General features: G+C 42.0%; 24 protein-coding genes and 1 pseudogene. All 25 read right to left on the bottom strand.

Translation table 11 applies throughout. The features are described 5' to 3' along the window. Positions 1-37 precede the first annotated feature (37 nt). Positions 38-1,630, bottom strand: coding sequence for a DEAD/DEAH box helicase (locus ACYQ1I_RS10495; protein WP_459765015.1), 1,593 nt, complete (start codon positions 1,628-1,630; stop codon positions 38-40). A 188-nt stretch (positions 1,631-1,818) separates the two neighbouring features. After that, a complete protein-coding gene (locus ACYQ1I_RS10490) occupies positions 1,819-2,796 on the bottom strand; it encodes a hypothetical protein (RefSeq protein WP_459765013.1) in 978 nt (325 codons plus the stop codon). 3 nt (positions 2,797-2,799) lie between these two features. Further along, positions 2,800-3,717, bottom strand: coding sequence for a L,D-transpeptidase family protein (locus ACYQ1I_RS10485; protein WP_459765012.1), 918 nt, complete (start codon positions 3,715-3,717; stop codon positions 2,800-2,802). Between the two features lie 193 nt (positions 3,718-3,910). Further along, entirely contained in the window at positions 3,911-4,111 is a 201-nt protein-coding gene (locus ACYQ1I_RS10480) for a cold-shock protein (RefSeq protein WP_459765010.1), read from the bottom strand. 185 nt (positions 4,112-4,296) lie between these two features. Further along, positions 4,297-4,926 (bottom strand): peptidoglycan recognition protein family protein, encoded by a 630-nt coding sequence (locus tag ACYQ1I_RS10475; protein ID WP_459765008.1) that lies wholly within the window; start codon positions 4,924-4,926, stop codon positions 4,297-4,299. Between the two features lie 106 nt (positions 4,927-5,032). Beyond that, positions 5,033-5,224: an asparagine synthase gene (locus ACYQ1I_RS10470; RefSeq protein WP_459765006.1), complete on the bottom strand. Its 192-nt coding sequence runs from the start codon at positions 5,222-5,224 to the stop codon at positions 5,033-5,035. 189 nt (positions 5,225-5,413) lie between these two features. After that, on the bottom strand, positions 5,414-5,872 hold the full coding sequence (locus tag ACYQ1I_RS10465) for a DUF722 domain-containing protein (protein WP_459765004.1): 459 nt from the start codon (positions 5,870-5,872) through the stop codon (positions 5,414-5,416). A gap of 72 nt (positions 5,873-5,944) precedes the next feature. Next, positions 5,945-6,112: a Com family DNA-binding transcriptional regulator gene (locus ACYQ1I_RS10460; RefSeq protein ID WP_459765002.1), complete on the bottom strand. Its 168-nt coding sequence runs from the start codon at positions 6,110-6,112 to the stop codon at positions 5,945-5,947. 475 nt (positions 6,113-6,587) lie between these two features. Then, positions 6,588-8,903 carry a M56 family metallopeptidase gene (locus ACYQ1I_RS10455; protein WP_459765000.1) on the bottom strand — a complete coding sequence of 772 codons (2,316 nt, stop codon included), beginning with the start codon at positions 8,901-8,903 and terminating at the stop codon, positions 6,588-6,590. Between the two features lie 12 nt (positions 8,904-8,915). Further along, the gene (locus ACYQ1I_RS10450) at positions 8,916-9,287 is read right to left on the bottom strand and encodes a BlaI/MecI/CopY family transcriptional regulator (protein WP_459764998.1); all 372 of its coding nucleotides are present in this window, start codon (positions 9,285-9,287) and stop codon (positions 8,916-8,918) included. Between the two features lie 146 nt (positions 9,288-9,433). Next, entirely contained in the window at positions 9,434-10,741 is a 1,308-nt protein-coding gene (locus ACYQ1I_RS10445; RefSeq protein WP_459764996.1) for a 6-phospho-beta-glucosidase, read from the bottom strand. Continuing rightward, positions 10,742-11,062, bottom strand: coding sequence for a PTS lactose/cellobiose transporter subunit IIA (locus tag ACYQ1I_RS10440; protein ID WP_459764994.1), 321 nt, complete (start codon positions 11,060-11,062; stop codon positions 10,742-10,744). A 42-nt stretch (positions 11,063-11,104) separates the two neighbouring features. Next, positions 11,105-12,400, bottom strand: coding sequence for a PTS sugar transporter subunit IIC (locus tag ACYQ1I_RS10435; protein WP_459764992.1), 1,296 nt, complete (start codon positions 12,398-12,400; stop codon positions 11,105-11,107). A 19-nt stretch (positions 12,401-12,419) separates the two neighbouring features. Next, positions 12,420-12,722: a PTS sugar transporter subunit IIB gene (locus tag ACYQ1I_RS10430; RefSeq protein WP_459764991.1), complete on the bottom strand. Its 303-nt coding sequence runs from the start codon at positions 12,720-12,722 to the stop codon at positions 12,420-12,422. Positions 12,723-12,892: 170 nt separating this feature from the next. After that, positions 12,893-13,156 (bottom strand): PRD domain-containing protein, encoded by a 264-nt coding sequence (locus tag ACYQ1I_RS10425; protein WP_459765340.1) that lies wholly within the window; start codon positions 13,154-13,156, stop codon positions 12,893-12,895. 456 nt (positions 13,157-13,612) lie between these two features. Next, positions 13,613-15,326 (bottom strand): annotated as a pseudogene (locus ACYQ1I_RS10420) (sigma-54-dependent transcriptional regulator); the annotation flags it as partial. A gap of 471 nt (positions 15,327-15,797) precedes the next feature. Further along, positions 15,798-16,997: an N-acetylglucosamine-6-phosphate deacetylase gene (gene nagA / locus ACYQ1I_RS10415; RefSeq protein ID WP_459764989.1), complete on the bottom strand. Its 1,200-nt coding sequence runs from the start codon at positions 16,995-16,997 to the stop codon at positions 15,798-15,800. 13 nt (positions 16,998-17,010) lie between these two features. Next, a complete protein-coding gene (locus ACYQ1I_RS10410; protein WP_459764987.1) occupies positions 17,011-18,339 on the bottom strand; it encodes a family 4 glycosyl hydrolase in 1,329 nt (442 codons plus the stop codon). Between the two features lie 5 nt (positions 18,340-18,344). After that, positions 18,345-19,100: a MurR/RpiR family transcriptional regulator gene (locus tag ACYQ1I_RS10405; protein WP_459764985.1), complete on the bottom strand. Its 756-nt coding sequence runs from the start codon at positions 19,098-19,100 to the stop codon at positions 18,345-18,347. After that, complete coding sequence (locus tag ACYQ1I_RS10400) at positions 19,097-20,674, bottom strand: PTS transporter subunit EIIC (RefSeq protein ID WP_459764983.1); 1,578 nt, start codon at positions 20,672-20,674, stop codon at positions 19,097-19,099. The genes ACYQ1I_RS10405 and ACYQ1I_RS10400 overlap by 4 nt, the downstream gene beginning before the upstream one ends. A gap of 481 nt (positions 20,675-21,155) precedes the next feature. Next, positions 21,156-21,662: an ABC transporter permease gene (locus ACYQ1I_RS10395; protein WP_459764981.1), complete on the bottom strand. Its 507-nt coding sequence runs from the start codon at positions 21,660-21,662 to the stop codon at positions 21,156-21,158. Positions 21,663-21,666: 4 nt separating this feature from the next. Next, positions 21,667-22,158, bottom strand: coding sequence for an ABC transporter permease (locus ACYQ1I_RS10390; RefSeq protein WP_459764979.1), 492 nt, complete (start codon positions 22,156-22,158; stop codon positions 21,667-21,669). A 1-nt stretch (position 22,159) separates the two neighbouring features. Next, positions 22,160-23,152 (bottom strand): ABC transporter permease, encoded by a 993-nt coding sequence (locus ACYQ1I_RS10385; protein ID WP_459764977.1) that lies wholly within the window; start codon positions 23,150-23,152, stop codon positions 22,160-22,162. Then, the gene (locus ACYQ1I_RS10380) at positions 23,152-23,997 is read right to left on the bottom strand and encodes an ABC transporter ATP-binding protein (protein WP_459764976.1); all 846 of its coding nucleotides are present in this window, start codon (positions 23,995-23,997) and stop codon (positions 23,152-23,154) included. The genes ACYQ1I_RS10385 and ACYQ1I_RS10380 overlap by 1 nt, the downstream gene beginning before the upstream one ends. After that, complete coding sequence (locus tag ACYQ1I_RS10375; RefSeq protein WP_459764975.1) at positions 23,994-24,140, bottom strand: hypothetical protein; 147 nt, start codon at positions 24,138-24,140, stop codon at positions 23,994-23,996. The genes ACYQ1I_RS10380 and ACYQ1I_RS10375 overlap by 4 nt, the downstream gene beginning before the upstream one ends. Between the last annotated feature and the right edge of the window lie 10 nt (positions 24,141-24,150).

Raw genomic sequence — 24,150 nt, 5'->3', positions numbered from 1 at the left:
TAGGAGCAGACAATGTCTGCTCCTAATGCATGATATGCTAATATCTTTTAGATTTTGCAACTTCAACGTTTATTTTTCTACCTTTAATTCTGTTTTTATCCATGGCATTCAGAACCTTCATTTCATATTTTTTGGGAACCTCAACAAAGGTAAATTTGTCGTACATGTCAATTACACCGACCAGCTTACCACTTATGCCGGCTTCTGTTGCCAGACTGCTTAATATATTGCTGGGTTTTACACCATGATTTTTCCCAATATTAATAAACATTCTTACCATACCATCTTTGCTTCGCCGCTCGTTGAAGGAAATTTCCTTCGCTGATTCCAGCGATTCCTCTTCATTGAAGTTAATCATTAGCTTTAACAGTGCTGCACCAATATCAATTGTACTGTAGTTTTCAGCCAATTGCTCAACAAAATTGGCATACTCTGAAAGTCCGCCCTGCTCTATGGCCTTGGCAATATCCTTGCCAATTAGCTCTTTTTGTTTTTCAACGATGTCATTTATTGATGGTACAGGCTTTCTCTTTAATCTGGATTTGGTATAGCTTTCCAGGGCCTTAAGGGTTCTAATTTGCCTTGGTACCACCAGGGTGTAGGCTAGCCCTTCCTTACCGGCTCTGCCGGTTCTTCCGATTCTGTGTACATAGTATTCAAAGTTTTCAGGCAGGTCGTAATTAATCACCAAGGCTACATTGTCAATATCGATTCCCCGGGCGGCTACATCGGTTGCCACCAGTAGATCCAGGGTACCGTCACGGAACTTTCTCATTACCCGCTCACGTTGGGTTTGACGTAGATCGCCATGGATTCCTTCCACAGAATAACCTCTATTTTGAAGCTTCTCAACTAAATCATCCACACCTTTTTTGGTGTTACAGAAGATAATACCCAAATCAACCTTTTCCATGTCTAATATACGAATTAAGGAATCTATTTTTTCATGGGGCTTTACTTCAAAATAATATTGCTCTATGAGGGGTACAGTCAGCTCCTTATGAACCACCTTAACCTTAACAGGCTGGTTCATATGCTTCTTGGCAATCATTTCAATGGCTGGGGGAAGTGTTGCAGAGAACATGAGGGTCTGTCTTTCCTTTGGAAGCTCATTCAAAATCAACTCGATGTCTTCTAAAAAGCCCATATCTAGCATTTGATCTGCTTCGTCCAATACAATGGCCTTAACATTACCAAGCTTTAAGGTTTTTCGATTAATATGGTCAATAACTCTGCCTGGGGTTCCCACCACCACCTGAACGCCTTGCTTCAGAGCCTTAATCTGACGCTCAATAGGTTGTCCCCCATAAATGGTCACTGACTTTAATCCATAGATATACTTAGAAAATTTTCCGATTTCATCGGTTACCTGCATTGCCAGTTCCCTGGTGGGGGTCAAAATAATTACCTGAACAGATTTATCTTTAGTGGAGACCTTTTCGATTAGGGGTATACTAAAGGCAGCGGTTTTTCCCGTTCCCGTTTGGGCTTGTCCAATTACATCTTTGCCGGCGATCACCTGTGGAATTGCCTGGGCCTGGATTGGCGTAGGTGCTTCAAAGCCCATTTCTTCAATAACTTTTAGTATTTCTCGGCCAATATTCAGTTTTTCAAATTCATTCATTTTCATTTAATCTCTCCCGATATTTAGATTCATACCGTAATATTATATCCTTTTTATCGGCTTATGTAAACATTATTCTACACAAGCCGATAAATATGACAATGGTACTAGGGGACTTCATAATATCTGATACGATTATTATTGACATTTATGACCATTAAAATTCCACCTCGATTCAACATACTATTAAAAAGCTATGACACAAATTCAACCGCACTTTTTAAATACTTTGTAAAATCAGACGGAAAATAATGACCTAAGGTATTAACCTTAATTAGCTTGCAGGGAACACCAGTATGCCTTAAGGCCCTTTGAAGGGAGGCCGCCCATGGAAAATATGGGTCCTGCTCACCTGCAATAATACAACCCCGAAGTCCCTTCCTCTTTGCTAAGCTTTGGGAGGAAATTAAAGCATCTATTCGTTCAACCGTTGGTATAACAGCAATAAAGCCCTTTAGGGGATAGGTATTATCACCAAGGGCAATTTTAATAGCCAGTCTGGCCCCCTGGGAAGCCCCTGCGATTATAATTTCCTTTTGATTGACCGAATATTGACCTACTAACTTTTTAAGGGCCTCCCCCACCTCCTGCTCTCCCAGAATTTCGTTATCCCAATTATATTCATTTACAGCCGAAATTTGGGAAGATTGAGGAAAGGCCATAATATATTCCTTGGCAAGGGGATGCTTCACCCATTGAACTTGGTAATCGGCTATATTTCCGTTTTGCCAATGGAGAGATAACAGCAAGGGGTATTCCCGATGACTGCCGTATCCCTTTGGAAGATGGACAAACAATTCCGGTCGAGCTTTTTCCTTCGCTTTCTCCTCCATAACTCTTGATTTTTCAATAATTTCATGGAAGTCAAGCTCCTGTTGTATAGGAAATAGGTCTTCATCCTCTATTAGTCTTTTTGGTGACCACCATATTTCGTTGTTAATACAGTTCCTTAAAAGCTCAATGGCCCTTTTTCTTTGCCCTAAGCGGCTGTACAGACATATGAGCCAGTAGCTGGTCTGCACCTTTTTTTCCGGAAAATGCTCTGCCGCCAGGATGGCCACATCCAGTGACTTCTCATAATTCAATTTGGCGTAATAATCAAAAACTAGCTTTTTTAAAACATCGAATTTAAGCTCTCCCATTTCAAATCGCTCCCCTGTTTGCCATACCAATGGCTATTCTGTTAACGATATCAGTCCATTGTCCATTTCAAATAAAGCTGCTGCTTCCAGTTGAGGGCCTTTTATTAACACACTGTCCTGCCTTACTCCCCATTCCCTTAATTTTTCGTCACTGCCTATCCATACGATGGTGGAGATTGGAACGATGTCGAACAGCTCCTCGACATCAGAGTTGATCATACGTACACATCCTAAGGAAGCGTTTGTTCCAATTGATCGAGGATTATTGTTTCCATGAATACCATACCGGCCTCCTCCTCCGTAGGATATTCCCATCCAACGATATCCAAGAGGATTTTGGGGGCTTCCTCCCTGAACCGGCTTGGCGACTCCCGCACCACCCCAATAGGGATTTACAACTTTGTTAACAATGGTGAATTTCCCAACAGGTGTCAGGGAGTCATTCTTCCCCTGGGCAATGGGATATTTCTTGACAACCTGGGTTCCCTGATACAAGGTCAGAACTCGTTTGGTTTTATTAATGGTGATCCAGTAAGCCTCTGTAGGAGCCTTTTCTACCACATCAGGATAGATAAATGACTCTGTAATTAAGAACTGCTCAAGGGCTGTTTGGGATTGGGGACCAAAAATGCCATCTACAATTAAATTATGTTGGCTTTGAAACCTTAAAATTCCATTTCTCAGATCAATTTCTGAACCGTATTCCTGCCGAATATAGCCAAAATCTGCAAGGGCTACTTGATAATCTACTTCTTGATATCTTTCAAAAGGAGCCTCTTGAATTTCTTCCTTTGCATCTTCTACTTCCTCATGCAGCTCTTCCTGTTGAACCTCTTCCAATATGACGTCGTTCCCTTCAATAATCAAATCCGGATTTTCGATAATTTCCATTTGTATTGAAGGAATAATTGCTGAACAGGTAAGCATTAAGGCTAGTAAAATGCTTTTCATTTCATCGACCTCTTTCAATTTAGAATATATTTTTTATGCCCTATAACAGCAAAAAAGCTGCCTTTTATAGTTTATTAAGGCAGCTTTAAATCTTGACTAATTATAATTAAATTTTTATAAAAAAATAAAACCCTCTTATATGATAAGAGGGTAATCTATAATCGAAATTGTGCTCTCTATGGGAAATTTACGATTATAACTTAGTTACGTTGGAGGCTTGGAAACCTCTTGGGCCTTCAACTACTTCAAACTCAACTTTTTGTCCTTCTTCTAATGTTTTGTAACCATCTGTTTGGATTGCTGAGAAATGTACGAATACATCATCTTCTCCCTCAACGGAGATAAATCCAAAACCTTTTTCACTGTTGAACCATTTTACTGTACCAATTTTCATTTAAGTTCCTCCTAAAAAAAATAATAATTTACACTTATTAAAAGTATCATGCCCAGTCAAATTTGTCAATAGCCATTGCGATAATTATTTAAAATTTTTCCACAATTTACTTTTTTATCTTAATTGACCAGAACACTACCTTTAAAGTTGCCCGCATTTTTTTATTTTATTCATATTTTTTGAATTTAAATTGTTTTTTCACAAATTCGTTTCATAAGCAGGGTCACAGCCCAAACCGGCATTGGTTCATCTATTTTTTCCTTCCACAGGTCTAAATCATTTAATATGCCAATTTCATGTAAGTAATTCAGGCCATCGTATTTCCAAGATCGATCATTAGCTGCCTTGATCTGCTTTAATTCTAATTCCACGGCATTTAAAAATTCCTGCCAGCGGGGCAACAGCTTGTTGGGGCAATTTTTACCGCTCCAGCTCTTGTGGGTTCTCACTTGAGTTGTCGTCCATTGTCTTTTATACAATAATTGAGCTGTCAAAGACACTGCATTGTTCCAGGTAATTTCCTGATTACCGCTTTCGCATACCTCAATTCCAATGCTGGTCTGATTTCCCAGGGAAGTACCTGTATGCCAGGCAATTTCATCCTCAGGAATAATGGCAACAGCCTCACGGTCGTCAACAGCATAATGAAAGGAGGCCTTATCAATTCTATTCAAAACCCAATTCCTCTCATTAGCTGCCGTACTGGTGGGATTGGCTGTATTGTGGATGGTAATCCACTGCATATTGGCCTTTGTACCCGGCCTGTTTCGATGACCCTGGGGAATGTAATCAATACGAACCTTCATTGTTGACATTAAAAATCCTCCTTTTTTCAAATCTAAAATATTAGTGTTGTTGTTTTCCCAAAAAAACAAGAAGCAAGGGAGTAAAACCCTTACTTCTTTATTCAATCTTCTTCTATCATTGATCTTCAACCAAATCAATGGCGCCCAGTAAAACATGGGCTAAACCAAAGCCAATGACCCCGCAAGCAACCATGGGCAAAATGTCATTGTTTCTCATGTCATCTCTTCTCATGCTCATGGTCTTCATGGCCAAGCCCGTTGCCGTAACACCGGTTCCTAATATGGTGGGAATCAAACCTTCTCGCATAGGTAATTCCTCCTTGTTTGAAGATATAGATGAAGATCTAAAGTTAGGATTTGTCTGTTTGATTTGTTTTATCCTTGGTAAATTTACGCTATAGCACGAAAAAGCAATTTAAAATGCCGGCATTCTATAATATTAATTTAACATATTGCCCATTGAAGTTTCGGTCTGTTTTCGGCTTTAGAACGGCTGTTATGAGGCATAGGTTTCGTTATAGCCAAAAATGGCAATTCTCATTTTTTTCAGGGCCCTGGTTTTTAATTCCCGGCACCATCGTTCATTGTACTGGGCCTCATAGGCCACTCGATACCATGGATACTGCTGAAAGTATCTTAATTCTATAATTTGCTTTTCTGCTTCGCACAATACCTCAAGGCCACAATCAATTTGGAAGATATAATTTTTAGACTTGGCCAGCTTTCGGTTTAGCCTGTTGCGCTTATCCTCCCGATGCATTGCCATTTCCTCGACACTGGATGACCCATAATAGCCATGGGTTGAGGTTTCCCGGGCCAGGTCGGCCGCCTGTACCGAAACGTCCCCCTCTAGCTCCTGAAGCTGCCTCTCCAAATTAATAATGCTCATTTTGATCGTGGTATAGTCATATAAGAGCTTTTCAATTTCATTAATTTCTGTATTTTTTTTCCTCATTTAACATTCCCCCTTTTATTCTCTCTCACTTACCCAACAATAAAAACAGCCCTGGTAGCAGATACCAGGGCTTCAGGAGCCTCCAACGGGAAAATAATTTAATGCTTTGCATCTCGGGCAAACAATTTCCAGATTAATACTTGACTTTCCCTTGGTTTTAGCCAATAGCTTGTTACATTTAATACACCTTAGCTGATTCGACTGATCAGTCTGCGATAAAAAACCCATCTTTTTATTCATTATTTAAACACCCCTTAATCAGTACCTCTCAGAAGCTTCCGTAGTTTTAGAAAACAATCGAACGTATGTTCTGTTTTCCCGTAACTAAATTATACCATCTTCTATTTTGAATATCAATGGTTTTTTAATTTAAAAATGTAACTTTTAATTGACGCATGGGTGTTTTTTAAATACACTATTTTAACCCTTTTCTTTTCCCTGGCAGAGGTAATTTTTAATGATTTATGTCATCTACATGGTAAATTCCATTATTGATATAGGATGAATTCTAGAAAGTGATTCCCCTCCGAAATAAATACAGCTTGGTCGATAATTCTTGTAATAGAGCTGTATCGAATTCTTGAATAATTTGAATAAATGCTGGTACCTTCGATCTTATCAAAAGAACCTTATTTAAACTAAGAATCGCCCATTTTTTCTTTAAGAGAAGATGGACGATTTTATTAAAAAATAACGATTCAATTTTCAATAAGAATTATTTAATGATCTTAATGCTGTCATCATTGTTTTCTTCTTCTATTAGCTCCATCCTGCCGCCGGTTACTCTATATCGCCAGTAGCTGATGGGTTGGGTGCCATTGATCTCTGCCTGCCAGGTTTTAGTAAGTAGTACTTCATATACCCCTTCTTCAACCTCGAAGCAACGGGTTTCCAAAAGGGCCCTGATGGCAGCACCAGGATGTTTCCCTCCGGTTCCTAGCAAAATTTCCGTTGTACCCTCCCAATTTGGAAAGAATGTTCGTATGTTTGTTACCAGCGCAATGGCACGATTTTTCTCTTGATCATCCCTATCTTTATCAACGAAATCCTTAATTTCTGTATCGGGTCTGCCAATTTCCTGTAAGTAATCTCTGGCCTTCATTCGCTGTATTTCCATCAGCTCCCCGATCCTATCCTTGTTATTGGCTAAAATAATCGCTACTATGTCATCAGGAAATAGCTGACGAATCGAGGTTCCCCACATTGACCCATCCATAGGCTCTTGATAGTCGACTACCTCGTAATGCCCTTCATTTTGCTGAAGCACCATTACCACCGGAGTTAAACCACTTCCAGAAACAGGTGTAAAGTAACCATTTTCGAAGCCATACCAGGAAAAGGCCACCTCCATATAAAGGGTTACTTGATTTCCCTTCTCCTCTATACGATGAATTTTGTGGGCCTCAATGGCCTTTTCTCCCAGATGATAATAGCGAAGCCTGTTCCTGGCTAAGATATAGTAGGAAACAACCTCCTCTAAATCCTTTGTATCGATACTATTGGGATAGATTATTTGATCTCTGATTTCCTCCCCCAAAAACAGATCACGATCTGCATCTACCAAACTAAATTGCTCTTCGGGCTTAATTACCTCTTTATATTTGTAAAACCATTCTCGCCCACTGTTGATGCCGATTCCCCTTTCCTCATCGTAGACCCCGATAATTTTGGCGCAGGCAATCGCCATGACATATTCCCGTAATCCGTCTTCATTGGCTTTTTCAAAGCTGCCCAGCATGTAGTCCAGGGCAGCGTAGCCAAGCTCCACCAGGTCGTCAACAGCCTGATGCTCATTAATATAATTGTAGGGATCAGAGGAAAGCTGCCCTTCTGCCAGGATTTTCTCCAATATGCCCTCCACCGCTTCTCCGACAGCTTGATCAAAGGTCTGCTCTATTCCAGGTTTGATAATTGGCTCAACGTCCTTTAAGGTCTTAGGCTCCTTCGCCTCGGTTAAAAGGGTGACACCCAGAACAATTACAAGCATAACTGAAGCAGCCCTGGCTATCATGGAATAACGTTTAAATTTCACCACATCCATCACTCGCTTTCTAAAATTGCTTTCACCAAAGGCCAGTCCCCTAAGGCCAACTTTTTGCTGCTTAAGGGATGCCATTTTCAACAGCGTAGCGGCGTATTCCCGTCTTTCTTCCTGACTGTATTTTCTAATTACCCTGGCATCACAGGCCGATTCACAGTCCCTAATCATGTGATGGAAGGCAAGCCATACCAAGGGATTAAACCAATGAAGGCCCTGGGCAAGGAGCATTAAAATTCGGATTGAATGATCCTGCCATTTGATATGCTGTAGCTCATGCCTTAAAATTGCCCTTAGCTGGGGCTCTTCCAGGCCATTAACGATCTCTGTCGGCAAAATAATCCTTGGCCGAAGAATTCCCATCACAAAGGGCTGGTAAAAGCTATTAACCCCCTGAAGCCTTACCCTTTGCATGATTCCTTCCTCTTGCAAAAGGCTTTTAAATTCCCTTTGAACCCAAGGGGCTAGATCACTGCCCTCACTTTCTACATTTCTACGGATTTTACCGTAGGAATAGAACCCACTGCAGCAGACTAGCAGCATCCCAGCCAACCAAAGGACCCCCAGAAGCTCCCAGTAGGTCGGTTGAATACCATGGGGCCAGTTTCTGGCTTCTTCTGCCCCTGGCCAGGCCTGACTCGGGCTAATTGGATTCTTTGGGATAGGCTCAGACTCTGGTAATATGCTATCCTGAACAGGAATGAATCTCTGCTCAATCCGATTCACCGGCTCTGGCTGTACAGAAGATTGGGGTAGATCAACCAATAGATTATTGATGCTCAAGCTGCTGGTTATGGAAAAGGGCAGCAGCAGTTTAATCAGCACCAATAGCCAGACAAAGTAGTGCCATTGGGGAGAAAAGCCATCTTTAATGATTTTCTTTAGCAGAATAATAACCAAAATGATAAAGGAGGCCCCTGCACTGATTTTTAGTATTCCTTTAAAGAGCAGGGCATTTTGCTGCAATAGACCCTTAAGTAGTGTAATCCCCATCATGACGCCCTCCTATTCACCCTTTTTCTCAATCAATTGCTTTAATTCATTAATTTCTTCCTCTGACAGCACCTCGTTATTAATAAAGCTTGTTACCAATACCTTCAATGAACCTTCATACATGCGATTTAAAAAGCTTTTAGCCTCGGCGACCCTTACTTCCTCTCTGGAATAGCGGGGGATGCAAACAAAGCCCGGCTCCCTTCGTTCTATAATACCCTTCTCCACCAAACGATTGATAAAGGTATAGGTCGTATTACGATTCCACTGGGCCCGCTCCTTCAGCAGTGCTACCAGCTGGCTGGCCTGGGCTTCTTCCATTTCCCACAGGGCCTCCAGCACCTTTAATTCTCCATCGGTTATTTTTGGTACCTCTTTTTTCATATTTTGCCTCCCGAATTGACGAATGTTTTAGTCATTTTTAGACTAACACATTCGTCAGCCCGATTCAAGATAATTTTAGATTACAATCTAATTACAATAAAAAAGCCCTGTACTGGCCTTTTGGCTTCCTACAGGGCCTATAGAAATTATTGAAACTGCGGCAGATATTCTTTATTTTCTGCCAAAATGTCTGCCAGTATTTTTTCAGCCACCAGGGCATCCTGCACCAAAGGATTGGCGATTAAAGCTAATAGGGCCTTTTCCCTGTCACCTTGTACTGCCGCTTCAATGGTTAGTTCCTCGTAGGCCTTGACGCTTTGCAATAGGCCTAAAATAGCAGGGGACAGGGGAGCAGCATTAAGGGGATGGGCCCCACGACAATCAATCACCGCATTGGTTTCGATGGCCACGTCCTTTGACAGCTCACTAATGGTACCGTTATTTTGTATATTAACTGTCATGATAATTTTCTTATCATTGTATATTCCATTGATCAGCTCACAGGCAGCATCTGAATAATATTGACCGCCACGTTTTTCAAGCTCCTTGGGCTTTACCTTTAAATCTGGGTTTTTATAGAGCTCAAACAGGGCCGCTTCGACCTTTTTTACCACCTCACCCCTGGTTCCTTCCTCCCTGGCAGCCCGCATTTCCTCTGCCAGCATTTTTTCAGGCAGGTAGAAATATCGATGATAGGGGCAAGGAAAAGCCCCCAGGGCCTTAATATGTTCAATAGACCAGCCCATATCCTTGATGTTTTTCATGGTGAAGGACTTTCCCTCTGCCAGTAAATTCAAAGCATGCTGGGTGACATCCTGATCCTTTAAATATATTTTTCTACCCCAGATTAGGTGATTTAAGCCCACCAGTTCCATATAAACATCCTCTGGCCTGGCCTGCAATATTTCGGCAGCCATCATCTTCATCACAATGGGTACGTTGCACAGACCTACGGTTTTGATATTACTATGCTTTAATACCGTTTCAGTAATGATTCCCGATGGATTGGTGAAATTCACCAGCCACGCATCGGGACAAAGCTCCTCCATGTCCCGGCATATATCCAGAATGACGGGTATGGTCCTTAAGGCCTTGGCAAAGCCCCCGGCCCCTGTGGTTTCCTGGCCAATTCGATTATACCGGAGGGGAATTTTTTCATCCCTTATTCTGGCCTCCAATAGACCTACTCGAAATTGAGTGGTAACAAAGTCTGCATCCTTTAAGGCCTTCCTTCGATCAAGGGTCAGATGAACAGTACAGTCTATCCCCGCTTCCTTTACCATTCGCTGGGCCAGCCTTCCAACAATCTCCAGCTTCTCCCTTCCTTCCTCGATATCTACCAGCCAAATTTCCTTTACAGGCAGCTCATGATATCGTTTTATAAAGCCTTCAATGATTTCTGGGGTATAACTGGAGCCGCCACCGATGGTTACAATTTTCAAGCCATTTTTCATTCAACCCACTCCTTCTTGATTTTTTTCACTGTATAAATCAAGGATTTCTTCTATCAAATCCTTTGCCAGTATCGATGTCATCAGATGATCCTGGGCATGGATCAGCAGTAAATTTAGTGCTGCCCTTTCACCCTTGGCCTCCCCCTGTATCAGCTGGGTCTGTACCCGATGGGCCTTAAGGGCCTCTTCCTTGGCAATAGTTAATTTTTCCAATGCCTCCTTTTGTTTTCCCCCCTTGGCCAGTCTTAGGGCCTGGAAGGCCTCGCTTCTGCAATTTCCTGAGTGGATAATCATTTCCATGGCAATTGTCTCTGTATTCATACCTTTAGTCCTTTCTACGGGTATTGATCAAGGCCATCAATACTAGGCCCCTTGAGCACCTTCACGATTTTTCTGCTCCTCTGCCAATAGCTGCTTTTCATAAAGCTTGAAGAAGGGATAATAGACAACACCAGATACAAAGAACAGCACAGCTACCAGCAATAGGGCACCTATATGCCAATTGGCGGCCCACATGGCTCCGATTGGGGCGGGTGTTGTCCAGGGGGGCATAGAAACAATCTTGGCCACTAGATTTAATCTTAATACAAAATAAGCTATGGTGGCATTAATCATGGGCGCTAGAATAAAGGGAATACCCAAGGTAGGATTCATCACCACCGGGGAAGCAAATATGATTGGCTCGTTGATATTAAATATGCCTGGGAAAACCGCCACCTTCCCGATGGCATTCAAATGGGAGGATTTACTCCTTAAATAAAGGAAACACAATGCCAGGGTAGCGCCGGAGCCCCCCAATACGATATAAAAGGCCCAAAAAGGTTGGGTAAAGATATAGGGCAGTGCTCCCCCTGCCTCTAGGGCAGCCTGATTTGCCGATAAATTGTTGAGATAAAAGGGTGTTAGAATTCCTCCCACAATACTGGCACCGTGGATCCCTGCAAACCACAAAATATGAGCCAAAAATACAACGAAAAGGATTGCAGGTAAGGTATCAACCCCCGCTACCAGGGGTCTGAAAAGGGCCATTACCCCTTCTGGAATACTCATACCGGTAAGATTTTGAAAGATAATACTGATGGGGTACAGGATACAAACCATTAGAAATACAGGAATCAGTGCTTCAAAGGAGGCGGCAATGGCCGGTGGAACCCCTTCAGGCATTTTAATAGTGATATTTCTGACCTTTAAAAAACGCATTAGCTCAATCGAGAAAAAGGAAGTAAACAGTGCTGTAAAGACCCCCTTTCCGTCCATATAGGTGGTAGGAAGGGCCCCATTTTGTGCTTGGGCTGCAATCAGTAAAAAGGCAGCCAGCGACAGCATGGCCCCTGAAAGGGGATTCAGCTTGTAGGTCTTGGCAAGGCTGTAGCCAATGGCAATGACAATAAACAGGGTCATAATACTCATGGTCATGTTATAGGGTACAATTAATGTGTCAAAGTGCCTGGTAGCAAAGCTAACCCAGGCCCTTCCGAAGAAATTAGTAGTTTCAGCGGGAAAGGGCGGGTAGGCTAATATTAATAACAGGCTGCCTATGATCATAAAGGGCATGGCTGCAATAAAACCATCCCTCATGGCGGAAATATGCCTTTGGTTTCCCACCTTAACCACCACGGGCAGCATTTTTTCTTCTATCCATTTCATCAATTGATTCATTTCTCATATCCCCCTTATATTAAAGCTCCCTTAGCGCTTCTTCTAAAATTTTCTCGCCCTTTAATAATCCATAATCCATTGAATTAATAACAAATACCTTAATTCCATACTCATCGGCGATTTTTTGAAAATCGTCCCGTTTAAATTTAACCTGGGGACCCAACAATACAATGTCGTATTCGCTTACCACTTCTGAAAAAGCTTCCACCGGCACGGCATCAATCTTCACCTCAATTCCCTTTAATTTTGCAGCCTGCTCCATTTTTGATACCAATAGACTGGTTGACATACCTGCTGCACAGGCCAATAATATTTTTTTCATATTCATCCTCCTTTCTTGCCAGCTAATAAGAGCAATTTTTGTGCCAATACAGAAAAACCCCTTAATTCCATAAGAGATTCTCAGAGAGGCTCAATTTCAATACACTTAAAACACTATTTAGCTGATCAGAATACACTTAGGAGGCCTTAAAAAAGAAGGGGGATATGGGCCTAGATGGCCCTGCAACCATCCAGGAGAATTGAAGTAATTAGCTGAATTTCATCGTGGGGTATGGTGACCTGATATTTTTCTTCCAGTACTTTTAAAGCTTTCTTTACAATTTTTTGGCTGTGGTGGTCTACCTGCCCCTCCAGCTTTCTGGTCTTTAATTCAAGGTTGTTCAATAGCCTTTCAAATAAACAGCCTATATGCAATATTACGCCTATTAACACATCATTATTCAATTGAATTTTCAATGAAGCACCAATGCCCATCAGGGCGGTCTTTATATCGTAAACCAGTTCATGGTGAGTTGAAAAATTCAGGTTGGCGGTCAAGGTGTCGGCAACCTGTAAAAATAAATTTTCATTATAAACAATTTCCTGCAGCTTTTTTCGGCCCTGCTCAGTAAAGATTTCTTCCAGGGTAAAAAAGGGAATAATTGGGATTTCAGGGTTGACATAGCTTATAACGGCAATGATATTTTTAATTCGGGACAGCCTATTGATTTGTCTTCTAAAATCCTTCAGGTCACAAAAGCTCAAGGGAATCACCTCCAGGGGACAATCGGTGAAATCAATGTTTTTTAGAATATAGGATTTGATCTTAACCGAGCCTCCCTCCCCTGTGTAGCAGCCTGTAATAATTACATTTTTAGTTAAATTTCCAGGGGATGGTTCCGTTGTCAGCCGTTTACCCAAATAGGGATTAATATCGATGGCGGCATGATAAACCTGCTCCAGGCTTGCCCCCATCATGGCCTTCCGTACGGCCTCAATCACCATAGGAGTGCTGACCATTTCCACTGTTTTGGTGACGATCCCGGTCTCCTTGGTAATCATGTCTCCAAAGTTAATTAGTGAACCCATATCGGCCAAAATTAATACTCCCTTCCCCTGATCAATCTTTTTTACTTTTCCCTTGGCCTCCTGATAAATTTTTTCAGGGTTAACGGTAAGGGGCATATCAATGGCACAGGCCAGATCACAGGACAATAGCGTATTGGCTACCTTGGCAATGCTGGCGGCAGCACTATTACCATGCATCAGAAGTAAAATCCCTACATTTTCAATTTTTTTATCGATCTCTCCATTGAATTGTCGATTGACAAAGAACATTGTTAAAAATCCGATTTCATCCAGGGGAAGCTCAATATTAAGGCGCTCTTCTATCATCGAAGCTGCCTCTACCGCAACAGTAAATTCCCTGGCATATTTCTTTCTGGCTTCATTAAGGTTTGGATTTACAATGGGCTTTTGCTGCCTGATTCGTTCCTGGGTGGCACCAATATGCATGGCCAATCCATATAGTAACGTATCCAGATGAGGATTTTTCAATCGTGCTTTGGCCAATGCCAGTATCTCCTTTGATAAATCTAAAAGCTCTCTGCCTATGAGCTTTTCCACCTCGGTATCCCTGGTACGCTGTTTAAACCTTCCCATAAAATTGATAAAATAGTTTTCAATGTCTGTACCCATGATCTCGCTGATATCTTCATCATTGATCCCCTCTTTCCGCAACCGTTCTACTCGCTTCTCCATCAGCTCATAAAAATTGTTGGGTACCGAATATTGGTCTTCTTTACTTGTATAAACCTCCTCTTGATGGGCACAAAATTTATATTGAAACTTTCCATCGCCCAGGAGCTGATTGATTTCCTCCCGGTAATCCTTTAGCTTCAAAATTCCCTTCTTTACCTCATCAGGTAAAATTCTACTATTTACCATCACAGTGTCCCTTGTCTGGCTCATAAGGTCTAAAAAAGCCCTGGCACAGCTCAACTGTATATCGCTTTTCAATTGACCAATATTGTTAGGGCATTCATATAGCAGCAGGCCCCTCAAGGCATTCAGACTAACTATGATTTCCTTCCCAATTCTAGCTGATTCCTGTCTAAAAAAATCCCGTATCAGCTTAAATCGCTCACATAGTCTGCGGTCCCTTAAAGGGGGAATATTGATCATCATGGGTATACGCCTAATGAATGTATCCAGTAGGCTTGATTTGGGCTCTTCGGTGGTGGCGGCAATGATTAAAACCCTAGCCTGCCTTGTATAGTCGGGCTCCCCTAATCGTTTGAATTTTCCCTTATCAATGAAGGTAAAGAGCATTTCCTGTCCTTCCGCAGGGAGACGATGGACTTCGTCCAGAAAAAGGATTCCTTCGTCTGCTCGTTCCAGCTGTCCCGCCTGATCATGGACTGCTCCGGTGTAGGCCCCTTTTGATACCAAAAATCTGCCCCATCAATAACTGGGGATTTTGGGAATAATCTGCACAATTAAAGGTCATAAAGGGAGCCTTGGCAGAAAATCGGCCCGTTTCCCTGCCATAATTGTACATCAGCTCTGCAAAGAGGGTTTTGCCCACTCCGGTTTCACCAAATATTAAGGTGTGAAGTCCATGGGGCGGATAAATGATGGCGGCCTTCCCCTGTTGAACAGCCATTGACAGGGTTCCTTTGGCTCCAATAATGGTATCGAATACATCCCCTTGGCCCTGAACTTTGATACTGCCTGCTGGCTTAAACAATACCGGACGGCCGATTTTCTTTTGGGCCTTGCCTTCCCTTACCAATATATTCAGGTCATTGCTGACATTGGCCCTGTGAAGCCCCAGCTCCCGGGCGATTTGTTCAGAGCTGATTCCTTGATAGCTCGTTTGGTACAGCCTTTGAAGTGCTTCCATAACCAAATCTATTCTACGCAATACAATCACCCCTTGGTAAAAAAGCTATGTGTTTTAATTAATTCACATTGCAATTTATATACCAAAATTCATCTGTTGATGTCTTTTGACCAAAAAGAATAAAGTCTTGCTCTGAAATATTCGTCGGTTGACTTTCTTGAAATACATGACGAAAATTAAAAAGCCCACCCTCTGTAGTAAATTCCAGAAGGTGGACTTTTTTTAAGCATATTAATTTATTTTCTGCTTTCTTCCCTGAACATAAACGTCCAGTAAATTCCAATTATCATCAATGACTAATAAGTCTGCATCCTTTCCTGCTTCAATGGAGCCTTTATCATGATCGACCCCAATATATCGGGCCGGGTTCTCTGAGGCCATTTTAACAATATCTTTAATAGAGGCATGGACATTTTTAACTACATTTCTTACAGAGCCTAAAAAGCCCAGCTCCAGCTCCTTAACCCTTTCATTGTCGTGCTTATTAATTCGCTCCTCGGTACCATCATCAAAAACCAGCTTAACATGATCACCATCTGGAATAAAGGTACATTTCCGAATATAGTGGTAGAAGGGCTCCTTTACATGGGCCAAGCCAGTACAATCGGTGGTTAATATAATTCCCTGGGGTCCCTTCAGGCGATAGATGATTGCAAAGGCCTCTGGCCGAACAGTCATGCCGGTTTGCTTCCCGAATTCTGCGTACATATCGTCAAAATACATGGCCGCCCCTACGACCCCCAGTCTTCGATGGTGAAAGCCCCGCATACCGCTGAAGGTATGGGTAAAGCCCCCCAGTCCCAGGTCCTTTAACCTTTTAATGTCTTCAAACTCAGCAGCGCTGTGGCCCACCGAAATTTGTATTCCCTTCCGGCTTACATATTTAATCAGCTCTTCAGCCCCCGGCAGCTCCGGAGCCAGGGTAATCAGCTTGACATTGCCTTCTCCCGCAGTATTCAGAAAGCTTGCCATGATTTCCACAGATGGTTCCAAACAATGGGCCTCTTTTTGCATACCTTTGAATTCCTTGTTAATGAAGGGCCCCTCCAGATGAAATCCAAGGATATGGGCCCCTTCCTCAGGATGCCAGGTCTCAAGGGCTGCTCGACCTTCCGCCAAATAGTTGTTAATCGTTTCAACGGCATCGGTGCCGGAGGTGGCCAGGTAGGAGGTTACCCCTACCTTCACCAGCTCTCTGGACATATTTTTAATGGATTGCTGGGTACCTTCATACCAGAAGGAGCCTGTGGCCCATCCATGAAGATGAATATCAATGAACCCCGGTATGATGATGTTGTCCTTGTAATCCATCACTGGTTCGTCTGTTTTTTCAATTTCCTCTGTAATTCCGTTAATCTTTCCATTTTCAATCTTTAAATAGCCCCGCTGAAATCCCTCGGGGGTATAGATATTCTCTGAATATAAATACACTGTATCACCCCATTTATTTTAGGTACCAATATTCACTGTTCACCGCCATTAAATCGTCCAATACAGCCTTGGCCTTACTAGGATCAACCACGGTACGGTTTAATGTGAGGGCCTGCAAGGCCTTCTGATAATTTGATTCCAGGCAAGCCTCCACCGTTAGCTTTTCGTAGGCATATTGGTTTTCCAGCAGCCCTTTATAGAAGGTTTCTACTTCCCCATAGGGGTACGCCTCTGCTCCATTTTTAGTAAGCTCTCCGGCACATTCTACCATGGCGTCACCGGGTAAATTAGGAATAATTCCTTTATTTCTTACCATGACTACAAATACCTTCTTTAGGTCGTAGGCAATGGATTCCGCCACTTCTACCATCATATTGCCATGAACCTCACCAATCAGCAGTGGGATATTGTCTAGGCTGTTTTGTTCCCTGGCCCTTCTGCATAGCTCCAATACCTGCTTTTCTCTACCGTTTTTCGCCTCATCGGCCCTGGTATATTCCGGGTTACTGTGGGCAGCAATTTCCTCTGGAAAGAAGTAATACTGCAAATAGGTATTGGGCAGATAGTCTGGAAAAAACTTCATCATTTTATTGACATTTCGGTAGGTTTCTAGCCAGGATGGGTCCCGTTGCTCTGCGTTAAAGGGTTTAAACTCATGGTTCATTAAATGGGCCTTCAGGCTAGGCAATAAATCTTCTCCCGTTGGGGTATGGTATAGCTTTGTAAACCAGCCGAAGTGATTCAAGCCAAAATAACGGGGCTCTATATCGTACATGTCAACCTCCAGAATTTTGGCAAAGGATTTGATCATGGAATAGGGCTGATCACATATATTCAGTATTCTTTTATCCTCTGGAAATACCTTATCTAAAGCCACTGCAACGATGGCAGCAGGATTAGTATAGTTTAATATCCATGCCTCGGGAGCAAATTCTCTAATCTTTTTCACCATGTTGATCATGGGCATAATAGATCTCATCCCATAGGCAAAGCCCCCTGGCCCGCAAGTTTCTTGCCCCACCAGTCCATATTTCAAGGGAATTTTTTCGTCATGGCTTCTCATTTCAAAGTTTCCGGCCCTCATCTGACAAAATACATAATCGGTTCCCTGATAGGCCTGATTTTCGTCATCGGTGAAGAAAAGCTCCACATCTGGACAATGCTTTTCCATTACCAGGCGAATGTAATCCTGCTGGGCCTTAATCCGCTCCATTGAAATATCAAATAAGATCAATTTTTTAAGGGGAAATCTCTCTTTATAGTTTACCAGACTGCCAATTAAGGCAGGGGTTCTGGTACTTCCGCAGCCGACAATGGTTACTACCTGTTTTTCTCGCTTCATTTGAATTACTCCTTTCTGTCTAGTCCAATGTAGGTAATCAGAATTTGAATCAGTACATGAAGCCCAATTCTCGAAATCAAGTCATTATATTTTGTTTCTGAGTCATGGGCAAAGCAAAACATATTGTAATTTGCCAATCTTTGCAGGGTATTGTTAGAAAAGGCGGTTAGGGCAATCACATCGATTCCCCGGGCCCTGGCGGATTTGGCTATGGTTAATATTTTTTCGGTTTCTCCTGATAAGGACATTACCAAAACGGTCTCATCAATTCCCAATCCCTCCCCCAGCACATCAATTAGGTTGGGGTCATTGATGAAGATAGATTTTACCTTCAGCATGGCCAGCCTGGAGCTTAAGAGGTCGGCAATGGGCTTAGAGGCTCCCCTGGCAATGATATAGACGATTCTTGAGTTGATGATTTTCTGAGCAATGGCTTTAATGTTCTCTTCCCGCTGGAGGGTCAGGGTTTTGGTCACCTCATCACTGATTGCACCCAGGATTCCTTCATAGGAAAACTGTTCTTCTTTTTTGTCTTGATTTTGGACATAATCCTTCACATAATATCTAAGCTCGCTGTAGCCGTCGAAGCCCAGCTTTTTAGAGAGATTGATAATGGAGGTTTTGGATACAAACAATATTTCTGCCACCTCATGGGCCGTTAGATGAATGATGGTCTCGGGATGATTCAAGATATATTCCACAATCTTTTTTTCGAGGCCTGTCAGCCTGTCAAAGCCTTCTGTTAATCTGTTTAAGGTCACTCCTTCACCACCCCACCCTGAAGCTCTTGATCTACAGCATTTTTGACAAATTCAACATTGGGCCCGAATACAATATGAATGTGATTCTTGGTGGGGAAGAAAATTCCTGAAGTACCTGATTCCTTCAGCATTTCCTTATCAACAGCCTTCATGTCCTTTAAGTCTATTCTAAGCCGGGTAACACAGTTTTCTACATGGACTATATTACTTCTTCCACCGATGGCCTTAATCACAATTTTGGCCACCTCGTCATAGCGTTTATCCTTCAGTAGGCTGTTGTGTCCCACTTCGTCCTCTTCACGACCGGGAGTGGCAATATTCCACTTTTTAATGGCCCAGGTGAAGACAAAATAGGTGATGACAAAGAGGGGAATTCCCACGATGAAAATGTTGTACCACCTGGTGTTTTCATACATTAGCCCAAAGATGGCAAAATCGAAGATGGTTCCCCTAATATAGCCCACAGAGGTTTTTAGAAGATAGAGGAAGGTTGAACCCACCCCGGCCAATAGGGCATAGAATACATACAGCACCGGTGCAATAAATAGAAAGGAGAATTCCATGGGCTCTGTTACGTTTCCTAAAAAGGGTGTTAATACCATGGTAATAATAATTCCCTTTACATAGGGCCTGTTTTTGGCATAGGCTGATTTATACATGGCCAGACCAATGGCAGGAATAATAAACAGGGTCACCAGCATTTGGGTTTGGGCCATGAATCTCGTTAGCTCAGGCATCATTTGCCATACTTCATGGTTAGGACCCAGTTCAAATAATATTTTATTCAGTGCCGGTAAAACCCCTACAAAGCTCTCTCCATCAATTACATAGGTTCCCCCTGCCGGTGTAAAGCGAATGAGGGCGCTCCAGACATGGTGCAGCCCAAAGGGAATGAGAAGCCTTACCATGATGGCATTTAAAAATGCACCAAAGGGACCATTAAGGATTATTGATGACATAGAGATTAAAGCATTGGTTACAAGCTTCCATAGGAAGGGAATAATAACCCCGATCACCATGGTAATACCGATGGAAATTATGGGTACTGATTTCTTACCACTGAAAAAGGCAAAGGCCACAGGCAGTTCCAGCTGATAAAAGCGATCGGCCGCTATAGCCCCCACCAAACCACTGATAATGCCGCCCAATACATCAAGTCTGAGGGTTTGTATCCCCAATACCATTCCCTGTCCCACCTGGGCCATTTCATCAGGTGAGGCCAGGCTTCCCGTTGCCTTTAACCATACATTGATGGTGGCATTTAAAATTAAATAGGATATAATGGCTGAAAAAACGGCAATTCCTTTTTCTTTTTTAGACATACCATAGGCTACCCCCATGGCAAATAGCACTGGAATATTGCTAAAGATAACGTTTGCAATATCCCTAAGGCTGGTCAATAAAAGCTGAATTGTGGGATTGCCCAGCAACGGAACCCTTTCAATCATGTAGCTTTGTATTAAGGCTCCCGCCAGCCCCAACACCATACCTACAGGAGCCATAACGGCGATTGGTAATAATAAGGACCTACCAAATCGTTGAATTTCTGAACTTAATTTACTGCCCTTTAACATTTTTCCACCTCTTTTTTTCAAATATTTTGATAACTGCTTCTATCATAGAATCTCATAGTCACAGCTGAAATTCAATAGTATCAATAGTTTTAAGACTATAGCTTTACAATTTAATTTTGGTTAATTTTAATTACTTTAGTCATTTTTTTTACATTCCCGTTGTACATCAATTCTATAATAATAATTTTCTAGAATATATCTGGGCGGACAGTATAAAAATATAGGACCCTATCCAACCAACCATTCCTAATAAGTATGAATCAATTACTGTAAAGCGGTTGAAGAAAGGGCGGAAATTACCTAATCAAAATGAAAAGAGCTATTTTGTAAATGATAATTAACTCTTATAAAGCCACCGTTGCTTTATGAGTAAAAAACGGTGGCTTTAATTTGTTTTTTCTGGCTACTCCATAAAGATGTTTTGTTTTTATGATTAATACAATAGACATCGGCCGGTTTTGCCATTTATATCAATGCCTTTTTATGCCCGGGGTGTTCCCAAAATAAAGAACAGTAAGGGCCATATAATGCAATGCGTCAACAATACGATCATACTTATGCCGATATTTTGTACCTGTCCGTTTAACATATCCATCAGCCCATAGAAAGTGGCACTTGAAGGCAGAAGATACGATAACAAATGTAAGGCGCTGCCTGCCGGTACTACCAAGTAGAATAGGATTGGGAGAGCTAGGAATAAAATCATTACGATTTTGATGTAGGTGATGCCTCCCATCAAACTATTTGCAGAATACCCGATAAATAACCCCACTAATGCCGCAATAAAAGCGGACAGTATGATAATTAGCAACAACGGAAAGATGTGTCTTGCCTCAACTCTCGTGCAAGCGAAAGCGGTTAGAATGGTAGATAGAACGCCACCACTAAACCCTAAACAAACTTTTTGTACAATAAAGTCCATTTTTGTTATAGGTAGCACTTCATTGATGAAAGCGATGCCATCTTCCTTTTCTCCGATCATACTCATAGCGTTAAATGTACAGCCCATAAACATAGCAGTAACCAACGTTATGGCAATCAGCAGCGATTTTCATCCCCTCGTTGCTATTAGCGGTGGGGATAACCGTTATTTTGGAGGCTACTACTGCTTCACGTTCAGCATAGAGTTTTGGAAGCGTGTTCCCAATAATTATATTCATTTGCAGTTCATCCCCGGACAAAATTGTTTTTATCCCGTTTTCATCCCGGAGAACACCAATCATTTGAGAAGCAGGATCAAGTACGGCAGCTTTTAGTTCGTCTACATTTTCAAACTCCGCTACCCTTCCATTGCTTTTAAGCCACTCGACGGACTGTTCGGAAAGATCATTTTTCACGGTACCAAAGGATATTTCACTTAAAGAAGAAAAACTCACTTCCGAAAGCATATTAATGGCCAAGCCCACGATTACAGGCAACAAAAAGGAAAGGATGCACATTTTATCCCTGCGTATGTTTTTTAGTTGATATTTAATGCCTTTCATGTTATCCCTCCTTTGCCATCTCACGAGTAAGGGCTCGGTGTGCAACCAGGAACAGCAATACAATTACCAACCCACAGGTAAGATAATAACTGGCACCAGGGGACGAGTTAGCAAAATACGCATTTTTCATTCCCATAAACAGGTGATACATGGGATGGTAATTGATCCAATTCCAATCAATACTCGTCTGCCCCACTAGAAAGACAGGCGTTGAAATAAAGATTGCAAGGACGAGATACAGCAAAGAGAACTGTTTGAAGTCAGGCAGTTGTACAGCACAGAAGAAGCCTACCAGAGCCATAATTAAGGACAGTATTCCAGCTTGAACTAGAACGACAGGTAAAACATTTAGCCCCGCCGATATGCCGAGATTTATAACGGTGAGTAAGCAGGTAAAAACGAGATCGGATAGCAGGAACAGACATAGCTTTGAAAAGATAAAGGCAGATTGATTCACAGGAAGTATGCTGTGAACGCGAATGACACCCATCTGCTTTTCCTTGAATAGCATAGCTGCCAATCCTAAAAAGCCTACCGCAGTCAATTCAAAAAATAAGAATTCACAAGTGATTTCCCGTCGGTTTTTCATTTCTTTATCATTTGTCCCGATAATCTCTGCAGTGTAGCTGCTCTCCGGTGACAGCAGGGAAAGCCCATAGGCAGCACGATAACGATCAGTACTAGTTATACCCGATGTAACCATGATAACTTCCAACTTGTTTCCCGAGGCGTCGATACCAACGGAATAGCCATCAGAGCATTGCGCCTGTAAATCCTCTATGGCATCAACCTGCGTGACTTCAGAAGATACTTCGACCTGTGTTTTTATTGGGTCATAAAGATAAACGGGATAAATGTCCTGATCTAATCTAATATAGACAATGTTGATATAGAAGGAGTACAGAAAAAGAGATCCGATGGCAAGGAAAAGGAACCTGCTTGACAACATCAGTTTGAAATCTTTTTTTAGTATGGAGGGAAAACCACGCCACATTAAGATAACCCCCTCCCTGTATAATGGATAAACATATCCTCCAAAGTTGGTTCTTTTGAATGGATACTGATAATCTCGTCATGGGGGAAAGGGATACTCGCACCCAGCTCAGCCACCTCGATTGTTACGGTGATACGCTTTCCTTGATATAGATAATCGATTTCCACCTGATGATTGCTGTTTTTCTCTTTAAGCTTCTTTGGCGTATCCAACGCTTTGATCTCTCCATCTGCAATAAAAGCCACCCGATCACACAATAAATCAGCATCCAGCATGTTATGGGTGGTTAAAAATACAGTAGTCCCTTTTTTCTTTTCTTCCTCAATAATTTTTCTGAACAGCACTGCACCCGACGGATCAAGTCCGCTGGTGGGTTCGTCTAAAAACAAAAGTCGTGGATTATTGAGAAGTGCCCTTGCCATGCTGACACGTTGCCGCATTCCTTTTGAGTACGAGGAAACAGGCTTTTTCAGATATTCCATTTTGAAATCCAGTATTTCTAACAATTCGTAGATGTCACGACATTTTTTCACGGGATAAAATGATGCAAAATAGTTTAGATTATCCAGTGCACTTAAATTGGTATAGAGATACGGAAATTCAAACAATACGCCGATTTTTTCTTGAAACTTTTTTTGCTTAACAGCGGGGGATTGATTGAAAATGCGCACTTCACCCCCGTGTCCGCTCAGTATACCTGTCAAAATTTTCTGCGTTGTAGATTTACCGGAGCCGTTTGGCCCTAAGAATCCAAAAATCTCGCCATCTGATACCGAAAAAGTGAGCCCGTGTAAAGTTTGCTTATTCTTTTGATAAGAAAAAGTTAAGTCCTTAACTTTTATCATACATCATCGCCCCACTTATCTTTTTGGTTGCTGCTTTGCCGGCGTTTTTCCCACCATTTTATAAACCTAAACTTAAATGGTATGGAAATAAGCAACAGGGCAATGAGAAGAAGCCACCAATACCAATCCAATCCCAGAAACATAAAAATCATC

Source organism: Alkaliphilus crotonatoxidans (assembly GCF_054658015.1).
Note: the sequence above shows the minus strand (reverse complement) of the source record. Positions and strands in the feature narration are given on the sequence as shown.

What these genes read in the sequence shown, in the direction of transcription:
- ACYQ1I_RS10495 (WP_459765015.1), bottom strand. Translation starts at nt 1,630, where the DNA reads ATGAAAATGAATGAATTTGAAAAACTGAATATTGGCCGAGAAATACTA.
- ACYQ1I_RS10485 (WP_459765012.1), bottom strand. Translation starts at nt 3,717, where the DNA reads ATGAAAAGCATTTTACTAGCCTTAATGCTTACCTGTTCAGCAATTATT.
- ACYQ1I_RS10480 (WP_459765010.1), bottom strand. Translation starts at nt 4,111, where the DNA reads ATGAAAATTGGTACAGTAAAATGGTTCAACAGTGAAAAAGGTTTTGGA.
- ACYQ1I_RS10475 (WP_459765008.1), bottom strand. Translation starts at nt 4,926, where the DNA reads ATGTCAACAATGAAGGTTCGTATTGATTACATTCCCCAGGGTCATCGA.
- ACYQ1I_RS10470 (WP_459765006.1), bottom strand. Translation starts at nt 5,224, where the DNA reads ATGCGAGAAGGTTTGATTCCCACCATATTAGGAACCGGTGTTACGGCA.
- ACYQ1I_RS10465 (WP_459765004.1), bottom strand. Translation starts at nt 5,872, where the DNA reads ATGAGGAAAAAAAATACAGAAATTAATGAAATTGAAAAGCTCTTATAT.
- ACYQ1I_RS10460 (WP_459765002.1), bottom strand. Translation starts at nt 6,112, where the DNA reads ATGAATAAAAAGATGGGTTTTTTATCGCAGACTGATCAGTCGAATCAG.
- ACYQ1I_RS10455 (WP_459765000.1), bottom strand. Translation starts at nt 8,903, where the DNA reads ATGGGGATTACACTACTTAAGGGTCTATTGCAGCAAAATGCCCTGCTC.
- ACYQ1I_RS10450 (WP_459764998.1), bottom strand. Translation starts at nt 9,287, where the DNA reads ATGAAAAAAGAGGTACCAAAAATAACCGATGGAGAATTAAAGGTGCTG.
- ACYQ1I_RS10445 (WP_459764996.1), bottom strand. Translation starts at nt 10,741, where the DNA reads ATGAAAAATGGCTTGAAAATTGTAACCATCGGTGGCGGCTCCAGTTAT.
- ACYQ1I_RS10440 (WP_459764994.1), bottom strand. Translation starts at nt 11,062, where the DNA reads ATGAATACAGAGACAATTGCCATGGAAATGATTATCCACTCAGGAAAT.
- ACYQ1I_RS10435 (WP_459764992.1), bottom strand. Translation starts at nt 12,400, where the DNA reads ATGAATCAATTGATGAAATGGATAGAAGAAAAAATGCTGCCCGTGGTG.
- ACYQ1I_RS10430 (WP_459764991.1), bottom strand. Translation starts at nt 12,722, where the DNA reads ATGAAAAAAATATTATTGGCCTGTGCAGCAGGTATGTCAACCAGTCTA.
- ACYQ1I_RS10425 (WP_459765340.1), bottom strand. Translation starts at nt 13,156, where the DNA reads ATGGGCATTGGTGCTTCATTGAAAATTCAATTGAATAATGATGTGTTA.
- ACYQ1I_RS10410 (WP_459764987.1), bottom strand. Translation starts at nt 18,339, where the DNA reads ATGAAGCGAGAAAAACAGGTAGTAACCATTGTCGGCTGCGGAAGTACC.
- ACYQ1I_RS10400 (WP_459764983.1), bottom strand. Translation starts at nt 20,674, where the DNA reads ATGTTAAAGGGCAGTAAATTAAGTTCAGAAATTCAACGATTTGGTAGG.
- ACYQ1I_RS10395 (WP_459764981.1), bottom strand. Translation starts at nt 21,662, where the DNA reads ATGAGTATGATCGGAGAAAAGGAAGATGGCATCGCTTTCATCAATGAA.
- ACYQ1I_RS10390 (WP_459764979.1), bottom strand. Translation starts at nt 22,158, where the DNA reads ATGAAAGGCATTAAATATCAACTAAAAAACATACGCAGGGATAAAATG.
- ACYQ1I_RS10385 (WP_459764977.1), bottom strand. Translation starts at nt 23,152, where the DNA reads ATGTGGCGTGGTTTTCCCTCCATACTAAAAAAAGATTTCAAACTGATG.
- ACYQ1I_RS10380 (WP_459764976.1), bottom strand. Translation starts at nt 23,997, where the DNA reads ATGATAAAAGTTAAGGACTTAACTTTTTCTTATCAAAAGAATAAGCAA.
- ACYQ1I_RS10375 (WP_459764975.1), bottom strand. Translation starts at nt 24,140, where the DNA reads ATGTTTCTGGGATTGGATTGGTATTGGTGGCTTCTTCTCATTGCCCTG.